Here is a 17,474-nt window from a genome sequence, read left to right as displayed (position 1 = left end):
AACACTATGATCACACTCTCCTCCCTCATCTACTACCCTGTCAAAGCCTGCCGCGGACATGAAGTGGAAGCATGGAACGTCGAACGCATGGGGCTTGCCTTAGACCGTCGCTTGATGGTCGTCACACCCGAAGGTGAATTTCTCACGCAACGACAGATCGCCAAACTGGCATTGATCACACCGGTGCGGAAAGACGGCGTCCTCACCCTCTCCGCGCCAAACATGGATTCGATCCAAATCGGAATCCGCACATCGGGACATTCATGGCCCGTCAATATTTGGAAGAGCCAAGGAGTCCAAGCCATTGACCAAGGCGAAGAAGCGGTGGAATGGTTATCTGATTTTCTTGGTATCTCCGTGCGGCTGGTTCACATCGCCGATGGCTTCAAAAGATTGGTCAGCCAGGAATACGCGGTCAACGAAGACGACCACACTGGCTTTGCAGATGGGTATCCGATCCTGATCATCTCCGAAGAATCACTGCAAGACCTAAACACAAGGCTCGACACTCCGCTCCCCATGAATCGCTTTCGCCCAAACATTGTCGTCAGGGGATGCGAACCATTCGCCGAAGATACGTGGAACCAAATCCAGATCGGCGACGTTAAGTTTGCCATCGTCAAGCCGTGCGCGCGGTGTGAAGTGACGACAATAGACAAAGAAACGCTCGAACGGAAGAAAGAGCCGCTCAAGACTCTTGGAAAGTATCGCAAGCACGCGCTCGGCGCGATTTTTGGGCAGAACGTCATTCCCCTCAACGAAGGCAGGCTCGAATTGGGAATGAGCGTGGAGATCGTCGCCACCTCTACCAACCAATAAACATTCATGAAATCCAGATTGAGAATCGTTTTTCTCTGCGCCATCGTCTTCACGCTGGCATGTCAAATATCGACCACCCCCATCATCGTAGCCACAGAGACACCCACCATCACGCCCGGTGGTCCAACGCTCACGCCCAGCCCAACGATCACATCAACGTCCTACCCCACGCCCGTCCCCGTTGTGCGGATCGACGCCGGCGACAAAGCCCTTTTTTACGGAGATTTTGACGCGGCGCGACAACATTACCTCAGCGCGTATAACGATACATCCGACAAAGATATCAAAGCCGCCGCGCTGTGGGGGCTGGGTCGCGTCGAACTCACCGACGGACGCTTTGAACCCGCCATCGAAAAACTCACAACGCTGACCACCGAATACCCCGAATCGACCTATTCCGCCCGGGCATATTTTCTGATGGGACAAGCCTACTACGGACTTGGACGATTTCAGGAATCTGCCAACGCCTACAACATGTATTCGACGCGCGTCCCCGGCGTGCTGGATGCGTACGCGCAGGAATACCGCGGCGACGCGCTCATCGAAATCAAGGATTACACCGGCGCCATCAACGCGTACACCTCCGCGCTAAACGCTTCGCGCCTCGATGGAGGCTTGACTCTCCAACTCAAAATTGCGCAAGCCCGCGCAGACTTCGGCGATTACGCCGGCGCCCTCGCCTTATACGACCAGATCGCCAATTCGACCACAAACGATTTTGTCAAAGCCCAAATCGATCATCTGGCTGGCAACGCCCACCTCGCCCTCGGTCAAACCGACGCGGCATACACTCGCTATCTCCACACGGTTGAAAATTACCCCCTCTCGATCTACTCATACCTGTCGCTGGTCAAACTTGTAGACGCAAACGTCCCCGTAAACGATCTCGATCGCGGCTTGGTGGACTATTTCGCCGGGGCATACGATGTGGCGCTGGTCGCCTTCGACCGGTATATCAAAGCCAACCCAACTCACGACGGCACCGCCTCCTATTACCGCGCCCTCACCTTGCGAGACCTGCAACGGAACCAGGAAGCCATCGACGCGCTGGACGCGTTCATCAAATCCTACCCATCGCACCCTCGCTGGACCGAAGCCTGGGAAGATAAATCCTTTTTGGAATGGGCGGCGCAAGGAGACTATCAGGCTGGCGCAAAAACCCTGCTCGACTTTGTCGCCGCAGTTCCCAATTCCAGTCAATCGCCCTCCTTCCTCATGACCGCGGCGCGCGTGACCGAACGCGATAACCGGCTGGATGAAGCGGCGCAAATCTGGGAACGGGTTGCAAACGAATATTCCGCCAGCGAGCACGTGTCAGACGCGTTGCATTTTGCCGGCATCACCCGTTATCGCCTCGGAGACTTGCCCGGCGCGCTGATCGTGTTTCAACGCGGACTGTTGCTCGCCACCCTGCCAGAAGACCGCGCCCGCGCGCTTCTCTGGGTTGGCAAAACGCAACAACAACTTGGCGACGACACGGCGGCGCGAGAGGCGTGGCAACAGGCGCAAGCGATCGATTCGACCGGTTATTACAGCATCCGCGCGAGCGACCTAATCTTGGGAGACTCTCCGTTTAGCAAATCGGTCACGATCATTGAACCTGATCTTGCAGTGGAGCGAAAGAATGCCGAAGCCTGGATGCGCATCACCTTCAACCTGCCTGCCGAAACGGATTTCGCCGGTCCCGACGCCCTCGCCAACGATCCGCGCTTCGTGCGCGGCACAGAATTATGGGAACTCGGCATGTACGACGAAGCGCGGCTGGAATTTGAGGCATTGCGCGAATCGGTCAGCAATAACGCGGTGGATAGCTTCCGCCTCGCCAATCATCTCCTTGAGATCGGGTTATATCGTTCCGCTATCTTTGCGGCGCGCCAGGTGCTGTCGCTGGCTGGGCTGGAGAGCCAATCCGCTTCATTAGCCGCGCCGCCGTATTTCAACCGCATCCGCTATGGGTTCTATTACCGCGACCTGGTGATGACAGAATCGCAAAACTTCGGGTTCGACCCTGTGTTCATCTACAGCGTGATTCGGCAGGAAAGTCTGTTTGAAGGGTTCGTCAAGTCCAATGCGGGCGCGCACGGCCTAATGCAGATCGTCGCCCCAACCGGCGCTCAGATCGCCGGCGAACTTGCGTGGCCCCCCAACTATGACGAACAGGATTTATACCGCCCGAATGTCAGCGTCCGCTATGGGGTGTATTATCTCGAAAAAAATAAAGGGTTGCTAGGCGGCAATTATTACGCCGCGCTCGCCGCTTACAACGGCGGACCCGGCAACGCCCTCGCCTGGAAGCAACTTGCCGGTGACGATCCAGACCTTTTCCTCGAGGTGACGCGCTTTGAAGAGACGAGAAATTACATCCGTTTGATTTACGAGATCTACAACGCCTATCGATTCTTGTACAGCCCGAAGTAACGCCGGCGCGCAGATTCGATTCTGGCAAAGATACGCGGACGACGCCGCCTTTCACCATTCAGAGCAATAAGCAATGCAAGTCCAGCGGGTATAATCAAGGCAATAATCTCTACTGGAGGCTCCATGACCGACCTTGCCATGTTCTCGCTCAGCGACGAGCATAAGATGATTCAAAACGCGGCGCGCGATTTCGCCCAAAAAGAGATACTCCCTGTTGCGGCGGAGTTCGACGAGAGCGGCGAATTCCCGCGCGAGACCATCAAAAAAATGGGCGCATTGGGATTCATGGGCTTGGAAATTCCAGAAGCCTACGGCGGCGCAGGCATGGACACGCTCGCCTATGTGCTTGCCCTCGAAGAGATCTGCAAAGCGGATGCCTCGCACGGCGTGATCATGTCGGTCAACAACTCATTGTATTGTCACGGCATCATGAAGTTCGGCACGGAGGAACAGAAGAAAAAATTTGTGACTCCCATCGCTTCGGGAAAATCCATCGGCGGGTATTCGCTCACCGAACCTCAAAGCGGATCGGACGCGGGAACGATGAAATCGCGCGCGGTCCGCGACGGCGACCACTACATCTTGAACGGCCGCAAGTCGTGGGTCACGAGCGGACCGGTGGCAGATTATTTTGTCGTCTTTATGATGACCGACCCTACGAAGAAACAAAAAGGCGTGAGCGCATTTCTAGTGGAAGGCAATACGCCCGGACTGATACGCGGAAAGAAAGAACCGAAACTCGGCATCCGCGCCTCCGCGACGAGCGAATTGATCTTTGAAGATTGCCGCGTCCCTGCCGAGAATTTGTTGGGCAAAGAAGGCGAGGGATTCAAGATCGCCATGACCGTGCTGGACGCGGGTCGCATTGGGATCGCGACGCAAGCGCTTGGGATCGCCGAAGCGGCTTACGAAGCGGCGAGACAGTACGCCGTCACGCGCGAAGCGTTCGGTCAGCCGATCGGTCAATTCCAGGGGACGGGATTTAAAATTGCGGACATGAAGACGCGCATCGAAGCGTCTCGCCTGCTCATTTACAATGCGGCGATGGCAAAAGAAAAATCTAAAAAAGACGGCGGTCGATATTCGCTGGAAGCCTCGATGGCAAAATTATTCGCAAGCGAAACCGCGATGTACGTGACGCATCAAGCCGTGCAAATTCACGGCGGCATGGGTTACAGCAAAGAGTTGCCGGTCGAGCGTTATTTCCGCGACGCGAAGATCACAGAAATTTACGAAGGCACGAGCGAGATCCAGCGGCTCGTCATTTCGCGCAGTGAACTGGGATTGAAGTAGAGCGCGATGAAAGATTTGATCGTTAGGACCAAAATAATATGGACGCAGATAAACGCTGACTCCGCTGATTCAAAAAGAAAAATCTGCGCAATCAGCGTGTATCAGCGTCCTAATTTTAAGAGCGCAAGGTAGCCTGATGAAAGCAGCGCTTTTTCGTCAGCATGGGGGACCGGAAGTTTTGGAATATGCCGATTTTCCCACGCCCGAACCGAAGCCCGGCGAAGCGTTGATCCGTCTGCGCGCCGCGTCGCTCAACCGCATGGATGTGATGGTGCGCAATGGCTGGGCTGGTTTGAAATTGGAGTTGCCTCACATCAACGGCGCGGATGGTGCGGGGGAAGTGCAAGAGATTAGAGAAGTAGAGAATAGAGGAATAGAGAATAGAGAACTGGAGATTGGAGATTCAGTCGTCATCAACGCGAACCTCGGATGCGGGCAATGCGAATTTTGTTTGGCGGGCAAAGACAACATGTGCTTGCGCTGGCATCTGCTCGGCGAGACCGTGCGCGGCACGTACGCGGAATTTATCTCCATTCCCATCAAACAGTTATACAAACTCCCGAAGGGATTCAATTTTCATCAAGCCGCTGCGTCCGCGTTGGTCTATCAAACCGCGTGGCATTCACTAGGTACTCGCGGGAAGATTCAAAACGGCGAAACAATCCTCATCGTCGGCGCGGGAGGCGGGGTGAATACGGCGAGCATCCAGATTGCAAAATATCTCGGCGCGAAGGTGATTGTCGTTGGCTCTAATTCAAAGAAACTTGAGATGGCAGAATCCATCGGCGCGGATGTTTTGATTGACCGCTCAAAAGAAGAGGATTGGTCGAAAGCGGTTTACCTCGCCACGAATAAACGCGGCGTGGATGCCGTTGTAGACAACGTCGGCGCGACCTTCATGATGAGTCTGCGCGCGCTCCGCAAAGGCGGACGATTGCTCACCGTCGGCAACAGCGGCTCGCCAAAATTTGAAATTGACAATCGCTACCTGTTCGCCAAACACCTCAGCATCCTCGGTTCGACGATGAGCACGATTGCCGAGTTCAACGAAGTGATGGATCTGATCGTCGCGGGCAAACTCAAACCCGTGATGGACAAAACCTTCCCGCTCAAAGAAGCCGCCCTCGCGCAAGAACGATTATGGAAAAACGAAAACTTCGGCAAGATCACGTTGGACATCCCATGACTTTCCTTGTTAATTCCTTTGTGTCCTTTGTGCCCTTCGTGTTTAAAAAATTTTCCACAAAAATGATTAAACGCCACTGGTTTGAAATTGTTTTAGTCATCGTCGTCATGTCCATCAGCGTCTATGCCGCGCTCTCCGACGCGCAGAATTTTTCACTGCGTTGGTTCACGCGCGACGACGCCTATTACTACTTCAAAGTGGCGCAAAACATCAGCGAGGGACACGGCTCCACGTTTGACGGCATCAACAAGACGAATGGCTATCATCCGTTGTGGATGTTAATTTGTATTCCAATTTTTTCATTGGCAAGGTTCGATCTTGTCCTCCCCCTCCGCGTCCTCCTGCTTGTGATGAGCGCGTTGCAAGTTTCGACCGCGATCCTTTTCTATCGCTTGCTAGGCAAAGTCTTCGCGCCAGCCGTCGGCGCGTTTGCCGCGTTGTTTTGGGTGTTCAGTTTCGACGTCCTCACCAACATCTATCAACAAGGACTCGAATCAGGCATCGCGGCATTCTTCGTCGCCCTTTTGCTATACAAACTTTATGAATTTGAAACTAATCTTCGAGATCAACAAGGAACAACAAAACAAATTGTCACACTTGGGCTGATCGGCGCGTTGACAATTTTCAGCAGGCTCGATCTGGTTTTCTTCGTCGCGCTCGCCGGGCTTTGGGTCGCCTTTCGCGCTCATCCGCTCCGCTATTTTCTTCCGCTCGACATCACAGCCGCCGCCGCGTCCGTGTTCCTCGCCTTCCTCCTCCGATTGAGTCTGCCCGAATATTACGACTACTCGAACGCCGCAGTCGTCATGGCGGCGCTTGCGTTGATGATCAAAATTCCGCTGACGTTTTTCTTCGGCTTGTGCGACAAACACACTCTGGCAGATGTTCGCAAGTGGACGCTTCGCCTCTTTCTCTCGACTGCGGCTGGGTCCGCCCTCGTCGGCATTCTCATGCTTGCGGTTCCCTCCGCCAGCGGATTCCCCCGCTCCGTCATCCTGCTCGACTTTGGATTCACGATCCTCTTCTTCGGCATTCCGCGACTCGCGTACACACTTCTCCGCGCGAAAAATGAAACAAGCAACGATACAGTGAATCCGCTTTCTGAACTCAAACAAAATTGGCAAGCATGGATGAAAGACGGCTTTGCATATTTCGGCGTTGTCTTCGGCTTGCTCGGCGTTTACATGCTCTGGAACAAACTCGCCGTCGGATCATTCTCCCCTGTCAGCGGACAGATCAAACGCTGGTGGGGATCGTTCCCCGCGCGCGTGTACGGCGGCGCGACGCGCAGTCCCTTCGATTTCTTCGGCATCAACTTTCAGGGCGACGGACTCGCGTGGACTCCGCTCACGAACACCCTCGGAAATTTCGTCCAGCGATTCTCAAATCGCACCGCCGAGATCGAAATCTATTATTGGTATGCGCTGGTCGCCGCTTTCATCGTCTTTTTCCTGTTTCTGTTTCTCAACAAAGAAAAAAGCAGAACGGCGTTGATTCACCTGAGTTTTATTCCCATCGCCTGCGGCTCGGTATTGCAGACTCTCTACTATCACTCCAGCGGCTACTCCGCTTTCAAAGAATGGTATTGGATCACGCAACGCATCGGCGCGGTTCTGGTCATCGGTCTTGCTTTGGGCATGTTACTCGCGCTTGTGAGAAGGATCAAACATATTCACCGTACCGCATGGGTCATCACGTTGCTCTTCGGCTACTTTATGGGACAAATCTATTGGGCGGGAATCAAACTCACGATGCAATACAACCGCTGGTCAGCAGATGTGCCGATGATGGAGATCGCCACGCTCCTCGAAGCGAATACCGAGCCGGGCAGTCTCATCGGCTTCACGGGCGGCGGCAATGTCGGCTACTTCATTCAAGACCGCGCCATCCTCAACATGGACGGGTTGATCAACAGCCCCGAATACTTCGAGCATTTGCAAAACGGCACAGCGGGCGAATATCTCGCCAGCCTCGGCTTGGATTATGTGCTGGCAAACCCCGGCATCCTCGACCGCCAACCCTATGAGGGGCAATTCAACGAATATTTGCATCCCACCAGCGTTTCCTACGGCGGAAAACAATTGCTACAATACGAGCGACCAAAATGACAAAAACGCGTCTTGCCGCCATTCTGCCTGATCCACTTTTCCTCAGCGACTCATGCCTGCCAATCGTCCCTTCGGTGTAACCCTGCTCCTATGGCTGGTGTTAATTCCATCAGCATGGGGCGCTTCGCGCGCCGCCGCCGCCCTACGCTGGTGGGATGTGTTGGTGGAGTTCGACGCAAGCCTCAGCCCCGCCTATCTCGCCTTGACCGGCGTCATCTGGGCGATCGTAGGAATCGCGCTATGTTGGAGTATCATTCGCCGGGACGCGTCGGCGCGGATGAGGGTGGCGTCCGCCGCTGGCGTGTGGCAGGCGCACTTGTGGGTCGAACATGTTTTTTTTCAGTCGGCGCGGGCGAACTTGCCGGTCGCGCTTCTTACATCGGCGGTCATCCTGTTGATCGTGGCTGTCATCCTGTTTCACACAAGCACGATCCGATATTTTTCAAAAAGCGAGGAACATGAACAAGCAGACCAATCTTCAAAAACTGTATGACCTCAAGGCAAAATCCCGTTTGGGCGGCGGCGAAGAGCGCATCAAGGCGCAACACTCAAAAGGGCGGCTCACCGCGCGCGAACGCATCGAACTTTTGGTGGACAAAGGCTCGTTCCGCGAAATGGACTCGTTCGTCCAACACCGCACCCACGATTTCGGGTTAGACAAACAAAAGTTCATTAGCGATTCGGTGATCACCGGTTGGGGCACCATCGAAGGCAGGTTGGTGTATGTTTTTTCGCAGGATTTCACCGTGTTCGGGGGAAGCCTCGGAGAAGTGCACGCGGAAAAAATTTGCAAGATCATGGATATGGCGATGAAGTCTGGCGCGCCTGTGATCGGGTTGAACGATTCGGGCGGCGCGCGTATTCAAGAAGGCGTGGTTGCGCTGGCGGGCTATGCCGATATTTTTTTACGGAACACCATGGCATCGGGGGTCGTCCCGCAAATTTCCGCCATCATGGGGCCGTGCGCCGGCGGCGCGGTGTATTCTCCCGCTCTCACCGATTTCATCTTCATGACGCGCAACACCTCGTACATGTTCGTGACGGGACCCGATGTGGTCAAAGCCGTTACCCACGAGGAAGTGACGCAGGAGGAACTGGGCGGCGCGAGCGTGCATTCGGAAAAGTCCGGCGTGTGCCATGTGGCGGCAGACAGCGAAGCCGATACGTTGTTCCTGATCCGCAAAATGCTCGGCTACCTGCCGCAGAACAACATGGAAGATCCGCCGTTCCTCGTCACCGACGATCCACTGCGTATGGACGAGACCCTCGACGGCATCATCCCCGATGATGCGAACAAGCCGTACGATATCAAAGACGTGATCCGCCCGATCATGGATGGCGGGCAGTTTTTCGAGATCCATGAAAATTACGCGCAAAACATCGTGGTTGGGTTTGCGCGTCTGGGCGGTCATTCGGTGGGGATCGTGGCAAATCAACCCGCCGTGCTGGCTGGAGTGCTTGATATCGACGCCAGTGAAAAAGGCGCGCGCTTCGTTCGCTTCTGCGACTCGTTCAACATTCCCATCATCACATTCGAAGATGTGCCAGGCTTTTTACCGGGCACCAACCAGGAACACCATGGCATCATCCGCTCTGGCGCCAAGTTGTTATACGCCTATTGCGAAGCCACCGTGCCGAAGTTGACGGTGGTCACCCGCAAGGCGTACGGCGGCGCGTATTGCGTGATGTCGTCCAAACACATCCGCAGTGATATAAACCTTGCGTGGCCCTCTGCCGAGATCGCCGTGATGGGACCCGATGGCGCGGTCAACATCATCTTCCGCAAAGAATTAGAAAAAGCAAAGGACCCCGTAGCAAGGAAAGCGGAATTGGTGGCGGATTACCGCGAGAAATTCGCCAGCCCCTACGTGGCGGCAGAACGCGGCTACATCGACGATGTGATCGAGCCGAAGGAAACTCGCCCGCGCTTGATCAACGCGCTGGAAATGTTGAGCAACAAGCGCGATACCAACCCGGCGAAGAAACACGGGAATATCCCACTCTAGGTTTCAGGTTTCAGGTTTCAGGTTTCAGGTAGTTGGAATGTGAAACTTGAACCATGCGGAGCATCCATGTTCAATAAAGTATTAGTAGCAAATCGAGGCGAGATCGCGGTGCGCATCATCCGCGCATGCAGGGAGCTGGGCATCGACACCGTGGCGGTCTACTCCGAAGCCGACCGACGCGGGCTACACGTCCGCTTTGCGGATGAGGCATACCTGCTCGGTCCCGCGCCTTCGCGCGAATCCTATTTACGCGCGGACAAGATCATGGACATCGCCCGCAAAGCCAATGTGGACGCGATCCATCCGGGCTACGGCTTCCTTGCCGAGCGCGAATCGTTCTCAGCCATGTGCGAAGAAGCGGGCATCGCATTTATCGGACCGAAACCCTCCTCCATTGCGGCGATGGGAGATAAAGCCGAAGCCCGCGCCACCGTCATCAAAGCCGGTGTGCCGGTGGTGCCGGGCACCGAAGATGTGGGCAACATGACCGACGACGAATTGCTTGCTAAAGCGACAGAGATCGGCTTCCCCTTATTGATCAAAGCCACAGCCGGCGGCGGAGGCAAAGGGATGCGCGAAGTGACCAACCTGGAAGAAATGCCGACCCTGCTCGCCTCTGCCCGACGGGAGGCTGAATCGGCATTTGGGGACGGCAACGTCTACCTCGAAAAATTGATCATCGACGCGCGGCATATCGAAATTCAAATCCTCGCAGATAAGCATGGCAACGTGATCCACCTCGGGGAACGCGAATGCTCCCTACAGCGGCGTCACCAGAAATTGTTGGAAGAAGCGCTCTCCTCCGCGTTGGACGACGATCTCCGCGCGAAGATGGGTGCGCTGGCTGTGAAAGCCGCCAAATCGGTGGACTACGTCAACGCGGGGACGATCGAATTCCTGCTCGACAAGAACAAAAACTTCTACTTCCTCGAAATGAACACGCGCTTGCAAGTGGAGCATCCTGTGACCGAAATGGTGACCGGCATCGACATCGTCAAGGAACAACTTCGCATCGCGCGCGGTCGCCCTTTGAGCTACGCACAAGACGAGGTGCAATTCAACGGTCACGCTATTGAGTGCCGCGTCAACGCCGAGGACCCCTACAACAACTTCATGCCGTCCACCGGGCGCATCACGCACAGCCTGCTCCCCACCGGTCCCGGCGTGCGCGTGGATACGGGGGTGTATCCTGGCTTCGAAATTACGCCATTCTACGACCCGATGATCGCCAAGTTGATCGTGTGGGGCGAGACGCGCGCGCAAGCCATCTTGCGCATGCGCCGCGCGCTCGAAGAGTATCGCATCGTCGGCGTGCGGACGAACATCCCCTTCCACCAGACGATGATGGATTCGCATCGCTTCATGGGCGGGCAATACGACACGCGTTTTGTGGAGGAACGCTTCTCGATGGAAGATGCGGAGGAAAATCGCCAGGATTTTTCCGAAGTCGCGGCGATCCTCGCCACGCTGGTTGAACACCACGAAACCGAAGTGTCATCGCAATTCGTGCAACGCAACGAACGAGATGCCAGCAACTGGAGGTGGGTCAGTCGCTGGGAAAGGATGCACAGGTAAACCATGAAATACGTTGCCACAGTGGAAGGCAAGGACTTCCTCGTCGACATCATCGACGAAAAACACGTCAGCGTGAACGGCAAGACGTACGAGATCGACTTCGTCACCGTGAGCGGACAGCCGGTCTACTCGCTGATCGCAGACGGTATGTCGCACGAGTCGTACATCGCGCGCGGCGATGAGAATTGGCAAGTGCTCCTGCGCGGGCGGTTATATCCCGTGGTTGTGGAAGACGAGCGCGAGAAGCGCTTGCGCGCCGCGGCAGGCGGGGGCGTCGCCGAAAGCGGCGAGTTCAACCTCAAAGCGCCGATGCCCGGGTTGGTGGTGGCAGTGCCGGTGGAAGACGGGCAGGAAATCAAAAAAGGACAGGTGCTTCTCATCCTCGAATCGATGAAGATGCAAAACGAGTTGAAATCACCGCGCGATGGGAAGGTCAGCCGCATCAGGGTCAAGCCTGGCGAAAGCGTGGAGCAAAAACAGGCGCTGTTGAGCGTGGTTTGATTTGATAGAGAGTGAATGGCAGTGTCTACCAAAACGTTTTTAACCACAGAGCACGCAGAGAACCTTGAGATTTTTTCTCTGTGGCGAAGAGGATTTTTACACACTTGTTTCGCCACTTCCGTAATTTGTAATATGCCCTAAAACGCCGTATACTGAAACCAGGCAAACTCTGAAAGGACAAACCTCATGCATAACCACCGTCATTCGCTTGAATGTATCCTCCCGGAACACATGCTGGAGCAGATCGCCACCAAAGGTTCCGACGCGCAGAAACAAATGGCAATGGACAACATCAGCGTTGTCTATCAATTACGGGCAGAACGCGCCATGCGCGCCAGCCTGGCTGATTTGTTCGCCCCCACCATGCCACGCGCCGCGGAGGGCGGCAAGGAACGCATCGTCTACGATGTGAAGCGCGGCACATCCCTGCCCGGCACAGCTGTGCGCCGCGAAGGCGACCCTGCCAGCGCGGACGCGGCGGTGAATGAAGCGTACGATGGGAGCGGCGTCACCTACGATCTGTACAAAGATGTGTACGGGCGCAACTCGATCAACAACAACGCCATGCGGCTCGACTCGAGCGTGCATTACCGCACCGGCTACGATAACGCCTTCTGGGACGGCAAACAAATGGTGTACGGCGACGGCGATGAAAACCTGCCCGCGGAGGATCGTCTGTTCAACCGCTTCACCATCGCCATCGATATCATCGGACACGAGCTTACGCACGGCGTCACGCAGTTCGAAGCCAAGCTCGTCTACTCGCAACAGCCGGGCGCGTTGAACGAGCACATGTCGGATGTGTTCGGCTCACTGGTGAAACAGTATCAATCGCGCCAGACCGCCGCCGAAGCGGATTGGATCATCGGCGCGGGTTTGTTCACCTCCAACGTGAACGGCTTCGGCATCCGCACGATGAAAGCGCCCGGCACGGCGTACGACGATCCCGTGCTCGGCAAAGACCCGCAACCCGCGCACATGAAAGAGTATGTGAACACGGCGAGCGATAACGGCGGCGTGCACATCAATTCCGGTATCCCGAACCACGCCTTCTACCGCGCCGCGATGGAGATCGGCGGATACGCGTGGGAAAAAACGGGGATGATCTGGTATGTGACCCTGCGCGACAAACTTGGCGAAAATTCTAACTTTCAGCAATGCGCGGACCTCACGCATCAGGCGGCGGGAGAGTTGTTCGGCAGTGGGAGCCTTGAGCAACAAGCCGTCAAAAACGGCTGGGCGGGAGTCGGCATCGCCATCGGCGGCGAAACGCCCGAGCCAAAAGGCTGTCTCGAAGCGACACTGCGCTTCCTCGGCGCGGCGTAAGTAAGCGCATGCCATTCTTCGGACGCTGTCGCGCGGGAGACCTTTCGGAACGCGAGGCATCCCTCAGGATGAAATAGCAAGGAGTTTCAAATGGACGTGGAACGAATCAAATTCGAACGCACCGGAGGGTTTGCAGGCATCCGCCTCGCGGCAGACTTCGACGTGAGCGACCTGCCCGACGATCTCTCGCAGACCTTGAGGGAGTTGCTCGACGCCCTCGATTTCCCCGAACTTCCCGCGAAACTTACAAGCGGCGAATCCGTGCCCGATGCATTCACGTACGTCATCACGGTGGAAGCGGGGAAATGGCATCACACGGTCATCACCGGTGACGCGCCCGAGGATGAGAAAATGCAGGAACTGTTGGAGCTACTCAATCGACTGGCGAGGAAGAAAATCAAAAAGCATTAAGAACAAGCCCCCGATAATATCGGGGGCTTGTTCTTCCGCGCCGCCACTCCCTGCGCCACGAATCCCGTCCCCCAGATGATGGCGACGAGGAAGAGGAGGAGGTCTGCTTTGAGACGCATGAGGTGGAAGGTCTTATAATTTGTTGTTGGATTGTGAGGAGAGATTTATAATGCTGTACATAGGCAATTATACAGCCTGTAGGCTGGTTAAGACAAAGTTGGCAAGAACCTTCGGTAAAAACCTAAATACGTTTTCCAAAATTAAGTTTCGTCTTCAATTAGCGTTTGCGTTTTCAAAATTAAGTTTCGGGTTTTTAGCAAAATTTCTGTTTCAATAAAGCCAAGTCTTTTAGCAGTGGCGTTTTCCAAATCTTTCGTGTTTTCAAATTGTGTCGGGGCTTCTAAATCAGCTTATGTTCTTCGGTCAAGGTTTCGGTTTGTAAAAGTTTTGATTGGTAAAAATTCATTCTATGGCAAAGTCATTTTTTGGCTTTGCATGGTTTTCAAAATGGGCTTCAAGGTTTTTCGTCGTGGCTTTGGTTTGCAAAAGTTCGTTTTATCAACAATGTCACTTTTTGGCTTTGCATGGTTTCCAAAATTGACTTCAAGTTTTTCAATTAAGGTTTTGGTAAATTGGGTTCGGGCTTTTTTTGTCAGGTTCAGCAAATCAGGTTTTGGCATTTTCAAAATTCGGTCATTGTTTTTTGGGCAAAATCATTGTCAAAAAGTTTGTCGGGTGTAAAATCTAGTCAAGTTGGTTGTGGTTCTGGTTTATCGGCAAAGAGTCTGGCATTCGTCGGTTCTTGCCAACAAAGCGTGCAGCGGATTTTTGGGAGTCTGCGGCTTCGAGAAGCATTTTTCTCGCTTCAAGTTTTTTCTACATCTCAAGCCTTTTCCCAGCCCGCCCAAAATCCGCTAACGCAAACCGTTGGGTGCTTGCCATTTGAATAGTAATCGGTATGGAAAACATAAATTATCCTTTCGTGATTTGGGCAGGTTTTGGGGTAATTGGTTGGTTTATTCTTGGAAGAAATCAATCAAAATTCCTTTTTGATGATTTGGCTGTTACAACTATCGTAACAGTCTTGATGGCATTTTTGCTTCCCATTTGGGGCGGTCCAATTTTTTTGCTCATAGTCTTATTGACACCCAATAAAAAAGTATGCGTTCATTGCAAACGAGTAGTTCCTGAGAAAGATGATATTTGCCGTTACTGCCAAGAAAGTTTTGATGTTTTACCATCTGAATTAGAAACCATAGCAAAAAATGACGAGAAAAGAAATCAAGAGATGGTAGAGTTGTCAACAAAATATGGCAAGTGGGATATTTATGCTTTGGCGTTGTTCTTTATCTCTGTCCCAGTAGTAGGTTATATATCTTGGTTGGCATTGGTAAAAATTAGCGATTTTCGATATTCTTTACTACCTCAATCAAATTACATGTTCTTGCCATTGCCTATATCATGGGGAATCATCGCTATATTTGTTGGTATTATCGGTTCAACCATACTTATGTACTTAATCATTCGTCTTTTGTTGGGAGATAAGTATTCAGAATATCAAAAATTTAACACGATGAAATCATCAGGAAACACAAATAAAACCTTTTATATTTTCTTTGGCGCATTCACATTACTCTGCATCATTGCATCAACTTTAATGCTTGATTACTACACAGTGGCATATCCAGATAAATTGGTTATCAATGAACTCTGGAATATAGGAGAAAAACAATATTACACTGACGTTGCTTCTATTCTTAGTTCAAAGCAGAAAAAGGAAGGAAGTAATCGCTTGGTATACATTGTCAAATTTACGAATGGATATAGATTGTCAACAAGTTGGGAAACAAATGATAGAGACCCTGAACAAATAAACAGTTTCATGGAGTATGTATCAGAACTAAGCGGTATTAAAATTAAAAATGTGCCAGCATTTACGGATGATGAGTTGCCATAATACAGTTTTCAGCAAACCCGCTCCCAACATTGCGCGCACCGGGCAAGTGCGGGCTTTGCCCTCACTTGAAGAGATTCAGCGCCTTCGGTATTTTCTATTTTTGGCTTTTATCTGCCAATTCCCGCACTTGCCAGTAACGCTTGCCGTTAAACTTTTTCAAAGAAATACAATTGAACCAATCCATTCTCCACATCGCCCTCGTTGTCCGTGACTACGACGAAGCCATTGCGTTTTACACTGAGAAACTTCACTTCACGCTCGTCGAAGATACCTACCAGCCCGAGCAGGACAAACGCTGGGTGGTGGTCGCTCCGCCCAACTCAACAGGGACAACCATTCTCCTTGCGAAAGCGTCCACGCCAGAGCAGGAATCCTTTATCGGGAATCAAGCAGGCGGCAGGGTATTTCTCTTCCTCAACACCGACGATTTCTGGCGCGATTACAACGAGATGGTATCGAAGGGAATCAAGTTCGTCCGCGAGCCGAAAGAGCAGCCGTATGGGATGGTCGCTATGTTCGAGGATCTGTATGGAAATTTGTGGGACTTGTTGCAGGTCAATAAGACGCATCCGTTGTTTGGACGGTGACGTGCGAGTGTTACAATTGATCGAGGAATTGACCCCCTTCCCGTCCTTCCCCCAAATCAAAATCGGATTTGGGGGAAGGGGAACAGATATTGCTAATGCAAACAATAAAAACCTCCGAACATGTGCTTACCCCTCCCCCATTTCCGTTCTTTGAAATGGGGGAGGCAGGGTGGGGGTCGGGGCTCTAAATGTACAACCTCCCCAAAATTGCCGAAGAAAAAGATGACGTGCGCGAAGCCGTCCTTCATGCGCGCGCGTACAAACCTATTTACGTCAAGATCAAAGTCAACTACGGATGCAACCTCAAATGCGAGATGTGCAAGCACTGGCGCGAGACGCGCGAGCCGCCCATCTCGATGAATCGCTTCCGCGAGATCATCTCCGAACTTGCAGAACTCGGTTGCAAGAAAATCCACTTCTCTGGTGGCGAGCCGATGCTTCGTCCGCAATTGCCTGACTTGGTGGAGCACGCGACTCAACTCGGGATGCGCGTCACACTCACGACGAACGGCACGCTGATTGATAAGGTCAAAGCCAAGCGACTCGTCGAAGCGGGTCTGCGCGGCGTGAACGTTTCGATTGACTCGCCGCTCCGCAAGATGCACGAAAAGATTCGCGGTGTCGAAGGCTCGTTCAAGCAGACGACGAAGGCGGTCTCGTTATTCAACAAATATTCACACAAAGGGAAATTGACCGTCCGCATCAACACAGTTGTCGGGCGATCCAATTATCAAACGCTCGCCACGCTCCCCAATCTCGCGCACGAACTCGGCGCGGACGGGATCAACTTAATCCCTGTTGACGATCACTGCGGCGAGCATTTGTCCATGCGGAAGAAAGACATCGCGCTGTACAACTCCGAGATCGCGCCGATCATCGAACAACGCGCCCAGGAACTGGGAGTCAATATCGCAGACGAGGATGCGTTCCCGTTTGGGAGAGGCGACTCCGAGGTCCGCTTGGGACGCGCTGGGCGATACGCATTCGGCTACTACAATAAATTTCCCTGCTACGCGCCGTGGACGCACAGTCTCATTGATTTCAACGGTCTCGTCTATGTGTGTTGCATGACGCGCGAACAAATCAAACCGCTGGGCGATGTGCGAAAACAATCCTTCACCGAAATATGGGAAGGCGCGGCGTATCGACAGATCCGCTTGAACATGCACCCGCCCGCGCTCAAGCCCTGTCAACGCTGCGATGATTTTGTTGTGGAGAATAAAAAGATTTGGGAAACGATTGGTCCGTATTAATTCTTTAAACACAAAGGACACGAAGTGCACAAAG

General features: G+C 53.4%; 15 protein-coding genes. 14 read left to right on the top strand and 1 reads right to left on the bottom strand.

Annotation, left to right across the window (positions count from 1 at the left end):
- Positions 1-6: 6 nt before the first annotated feature.
- The 11 genes from IPM31_17560 to IPM31_17510 all read left to right on the top strand — a co-directional run bounded on the left by IPM31_17560 (position 7) and on the right by IPM31_17510 (position 13,643).
- Positions 7-819, top strand: a complete 813-nt coding sequence (locus IPM31_17560; GenBank protein ID MBK9008781.1) for an MOSC domain-containing protein — start codon at positions 7-9, stop codon at positions 817-819.
- A 6-nt stretch (positions 820-825) separates the two neighbouring features.
- Positions 826-3,237 carry a tetratricopeptide repeat protein gene (locus tag IPM31_17555; GenBank protein MBK9008780.1) on the top strand — a complete coding sequence of 804 codons (2,412 nt, stop codon included), beginning with the start codon at positions 826-828 and terminating at the stop codon, positions 3,235-3,237.
- 165 nt (positions 3,238-3,402) lie between these two features.
- Positions 3,403-4,530 (top strand): acyl-CoA dehydrogenase, encoded by a 1,128-nt coding sequence (locus IPM31_17550; GenBank protein MBK9008779.1) that lies wholly within the window; start codon positions 3,403-3,405, stop codon positions 4,528-4,530.
- Positions 4,531-4,666: 136 nt separating this feature from the next.
- Entirely contained in the window at positions 4,667-5,716 is a 1,050-nt protein-coding gene (locus IPM31_17545; protein MBK9008778.1) for a zinc-binding dehydrogenase, read from the top strand.
- Positions 5,717-5,778: 62 nt separating this feature from the next.
- Complete coding sequence (locus IPM31_17540; GenBank protein ID MBK9008777.1) at positions 5,779-7,824, top strand: hypothetical protein; 2,046 nt, start codon at positions 5,779-5,781, stop codon at positions 7,822-7,824.
- 52 nt (positions 7,825-7,876) lie between these two features.
- On the top strand, positions 7,877-8,317 hold the full coding sequence (locus IPM31_17535; GenBank protein MBK9008776.1) for a hypothetical protein: 441 nt from the start codon (positions 7,877-7,879) through the stop codon (positions 8,315-8,317).
- Positions 8,283-9,830: a methylmalonyl-CoA carboxyltransferase gene (locus IPM31_17530; GenBank protein ID MBK9008775.1), complete on the top strand. Its 1,548-nt coding sequence runs from the start codon at positions 8,283-8,285 to the stop codon at positions 9,828-9,830. The genes IPM31_17535 and IPM31_17530 overlap by 35 nt, the downstream gene beginning before the upstream one ends.
- A 66-nt stretch (positions 9,831-9,896) precedes the next feature.
- Positions 9,897-11,405: an acetyl-CoA carboxylase biotin carboxylase subunit gene (gene accC, locus IPM31_17525; protein MBK9008774.1), complete on the top strand. Its 1,509-nt coding sequence runs from the start codon at positions 9,897-9,899 to the stop codon at positions 11,403-11,405.
- Between the two features lie 3 nt (positions 11,406-11,408).
- The gene (locus IPM31_17520; protein MBK9008773.1) at positions 11,409-11,906 is read left to right on the top strand and encodes a biotin/lipoyl-binding protein; all 498 of its coding nucleotides are present in this window, start codon (positions 11,409-11,411) and stop codon (positions 11,904-11,906) included.
- A 231-nt stretch (positions 11,907-12,137) separates the two neighbouring features.
- Positions 12,138-13,232: a M4 family metallopeptidase gene (locus tag IPM31_17515; GenBank protein MBK9008772.1), complete on the top strand. Its 1,095-nt coding sequence runs from the start codon at positions 12,138-12,140 to the stop codon at positions 13,230-13,232.
- Positions 13,233-13,322: 90 nt separating this feature from the next.
- On the top strand, positions 13,323-13,643 hold the full coding sequence (locus IPM31_17510) for a hypothetical protein (protein ID MBK9008771.1): 321 nt from the start codon (positions 13,323-13,325) through the stop codon (positions 13,641-13,643).
- Positions 13,644-14,110: 467 nt separating this feature from the next.
- Here IPM31_17510 and IPM31_17505 read toward each other — a convergent pair whose 3' ends face one another.
- The gene (locus IPM31_17505) at positions 14,111-14,323 is read right to left on the bottom strand and encodes a hypothetical protein (protein ID MBK9008770.1); all 213 of its coding nucleotides are present in this window, start codon (positions 14,321-14,323) and stop codon (positions 14,111-14,113) included.
- 278 nt (positions 14,324-14,601) lie between these two features.
- Here IPM31_17505 and IPM31_17500 point away from each other — a divergent pair, with 278 nt between their 5' ends.
- The 3 genes from IPM31_17500 (at position 14,602) to IPM31_17490 (ending at position 17,440) form a co-directional block, all read left to right on the top strand.
- Positions 14,602-15,600 carry a hypothetical protein gene (locus tag IPM31_17500; GenBank protein ID MBK9008769.1) on the top strand — a complete coding sequence of 333 codons (999 nt, stop codon included), beginning with the start codon at positions 14,602-14,604 and terminating at the stop codon, positions 15,598-15,600.
- A 170-nt stretch (positions 15,601-15,770) separates the two neighbouring features.
- Positions 15,771-16,187: a VOC family protein gene (locus IPM31_17495; protein MBK9008768.1), complete on the top strand. Its 417-nt coding sequence runs from the start codon at positions 15,771-15,773 to the stop codon at positions 16,185-16,187.
- A gap of 188 nt (positions 16,188-16,375) precedes the next feature.
- Complete coding sequence (locus IPM31_17490; GenBank protein ID MBK9008767.1) at positions 16,376-17,440, top strand: radical SAM protein; 1,065 nt, start codon at positions 16,376-16,378, stop codon at positions 17,438-17,440.
- The last annotated feature ends 34 nt before the right edge of the window (positions 17,441-17,474 follow it).

The organism is Candidatus Defluviilinea gracilis (assembly GCA_016716235.1).
GTDB classification, from domain to species: Bacteria; Chloroflexota; Anaerolineae; order Anaerolineales; family Villigracilaceae; genus Defluviilinea; species Defluviilinea gracilis.
The sequence above is the reverse complement of the archived record's forward strand: the minus strand, read 5'-3'. Positions and strand labels throughout refer to the sequence as shown.

Excerpts from the sequence above, each read along its gene's own strand:
- IPM31_17560 (MBK9008781.1), top strand. The coding sequence starts at position 7 with ATGATCACACTCTCCTCCCTCATCTACTACCCTGTCAAAGCCTGCCGC.
- IPM31_17555 (MBK9008780.1), top strand. The coding sequence starts at position 826 with ATGAAATCCAGATTGAGAATCGTTTTTCTCTGCGCCATCGTCTTCACG.
- IPM31_17550 (MBK9008779.1), top strand. The coding sequence starts at position 3,403 with ATGATTCAAAACGCGGCGCGCGATTTCGCCCAAAAAGAGATACTCCCT.
- IPM31_17545 (MBK9008778.1), top strand. The coding sequence starts at position 4,667 with ATGAAAGCAGCGCTTTTTCGTCAGCATGGGGGACCGGAAGTTTTGGAA.
- IPM31_17540 (MBK9008777.1), top strand. The coding sequence starts at position 5,779 with ATGATTAAACGCCACTGGTTTGAAATTGTTTTAGTCATCGTCGTCATG.
- IPM31_17535 (MBK9008776.1), top strand. The coding sequence starts at position 7,877 with ATGCCTGCCAATCGTCCCTTCGGTGTAACCCTGCTCCTATGGCTGGTG.
- IPM31_17530 (MBK9008775.1), top strand. The coding sequence starts at position 8,283 with ATGAACAAGCAGACCAATCTTCAAAAACTGTATGACCTCAAGGCAAAA.
- accC (MBK9008774.1), top strand. The coding sequence starts at position 9,897 with ATGTTCAATAAAGTATTAGTAGCAAATCGAGGCGAGATCGCGGTGCGC.
- IPM31_17520 (MBK9008773.1), top strand. The coding sequence starts at position 11,409 with ATGAAATACGTTGCCACAGTGGAAGGCAAGGACTTCCTCGTCGACATC.
- IPM31_17515 (MBK9008772.1), top strand. The coding sequence starts at position 12,138 with ATGCTGGAGCAGATCGCCACCAAAGGTTCCGACGCGCAGAAACAAATG.
- IPM31_17510 (MBK9008771.1), top strand. The coding sequence starts at position 13,323 with ATGGACGTGGAACGAATCAAATTCGAACGCACCGGAGGGTTTGCAGGC.
- IPM31_17505 (MBK9008770.1), bottom strand. The coding sequence starts at position 14,323 with ATGCCAAAACCTGATTTGCTGAACCTGACAAAAAAAGCCCGAACCCAA.
- IPM31_17500 (MBK9008769.1), top strand. The coding sequence starts at position 14,602 with ATGGAAAACATAAATTATCCTTTCGTGATTTGGGCAGGTTTTGGGGTA.
- IPM31_17490 (MBK9008767.1), top strand. The coding sequence starts at position 16,376 with ATGTACAACCTCCCCAAAATTGCCGAAGAAAAAGATGACGTGCGCGAA.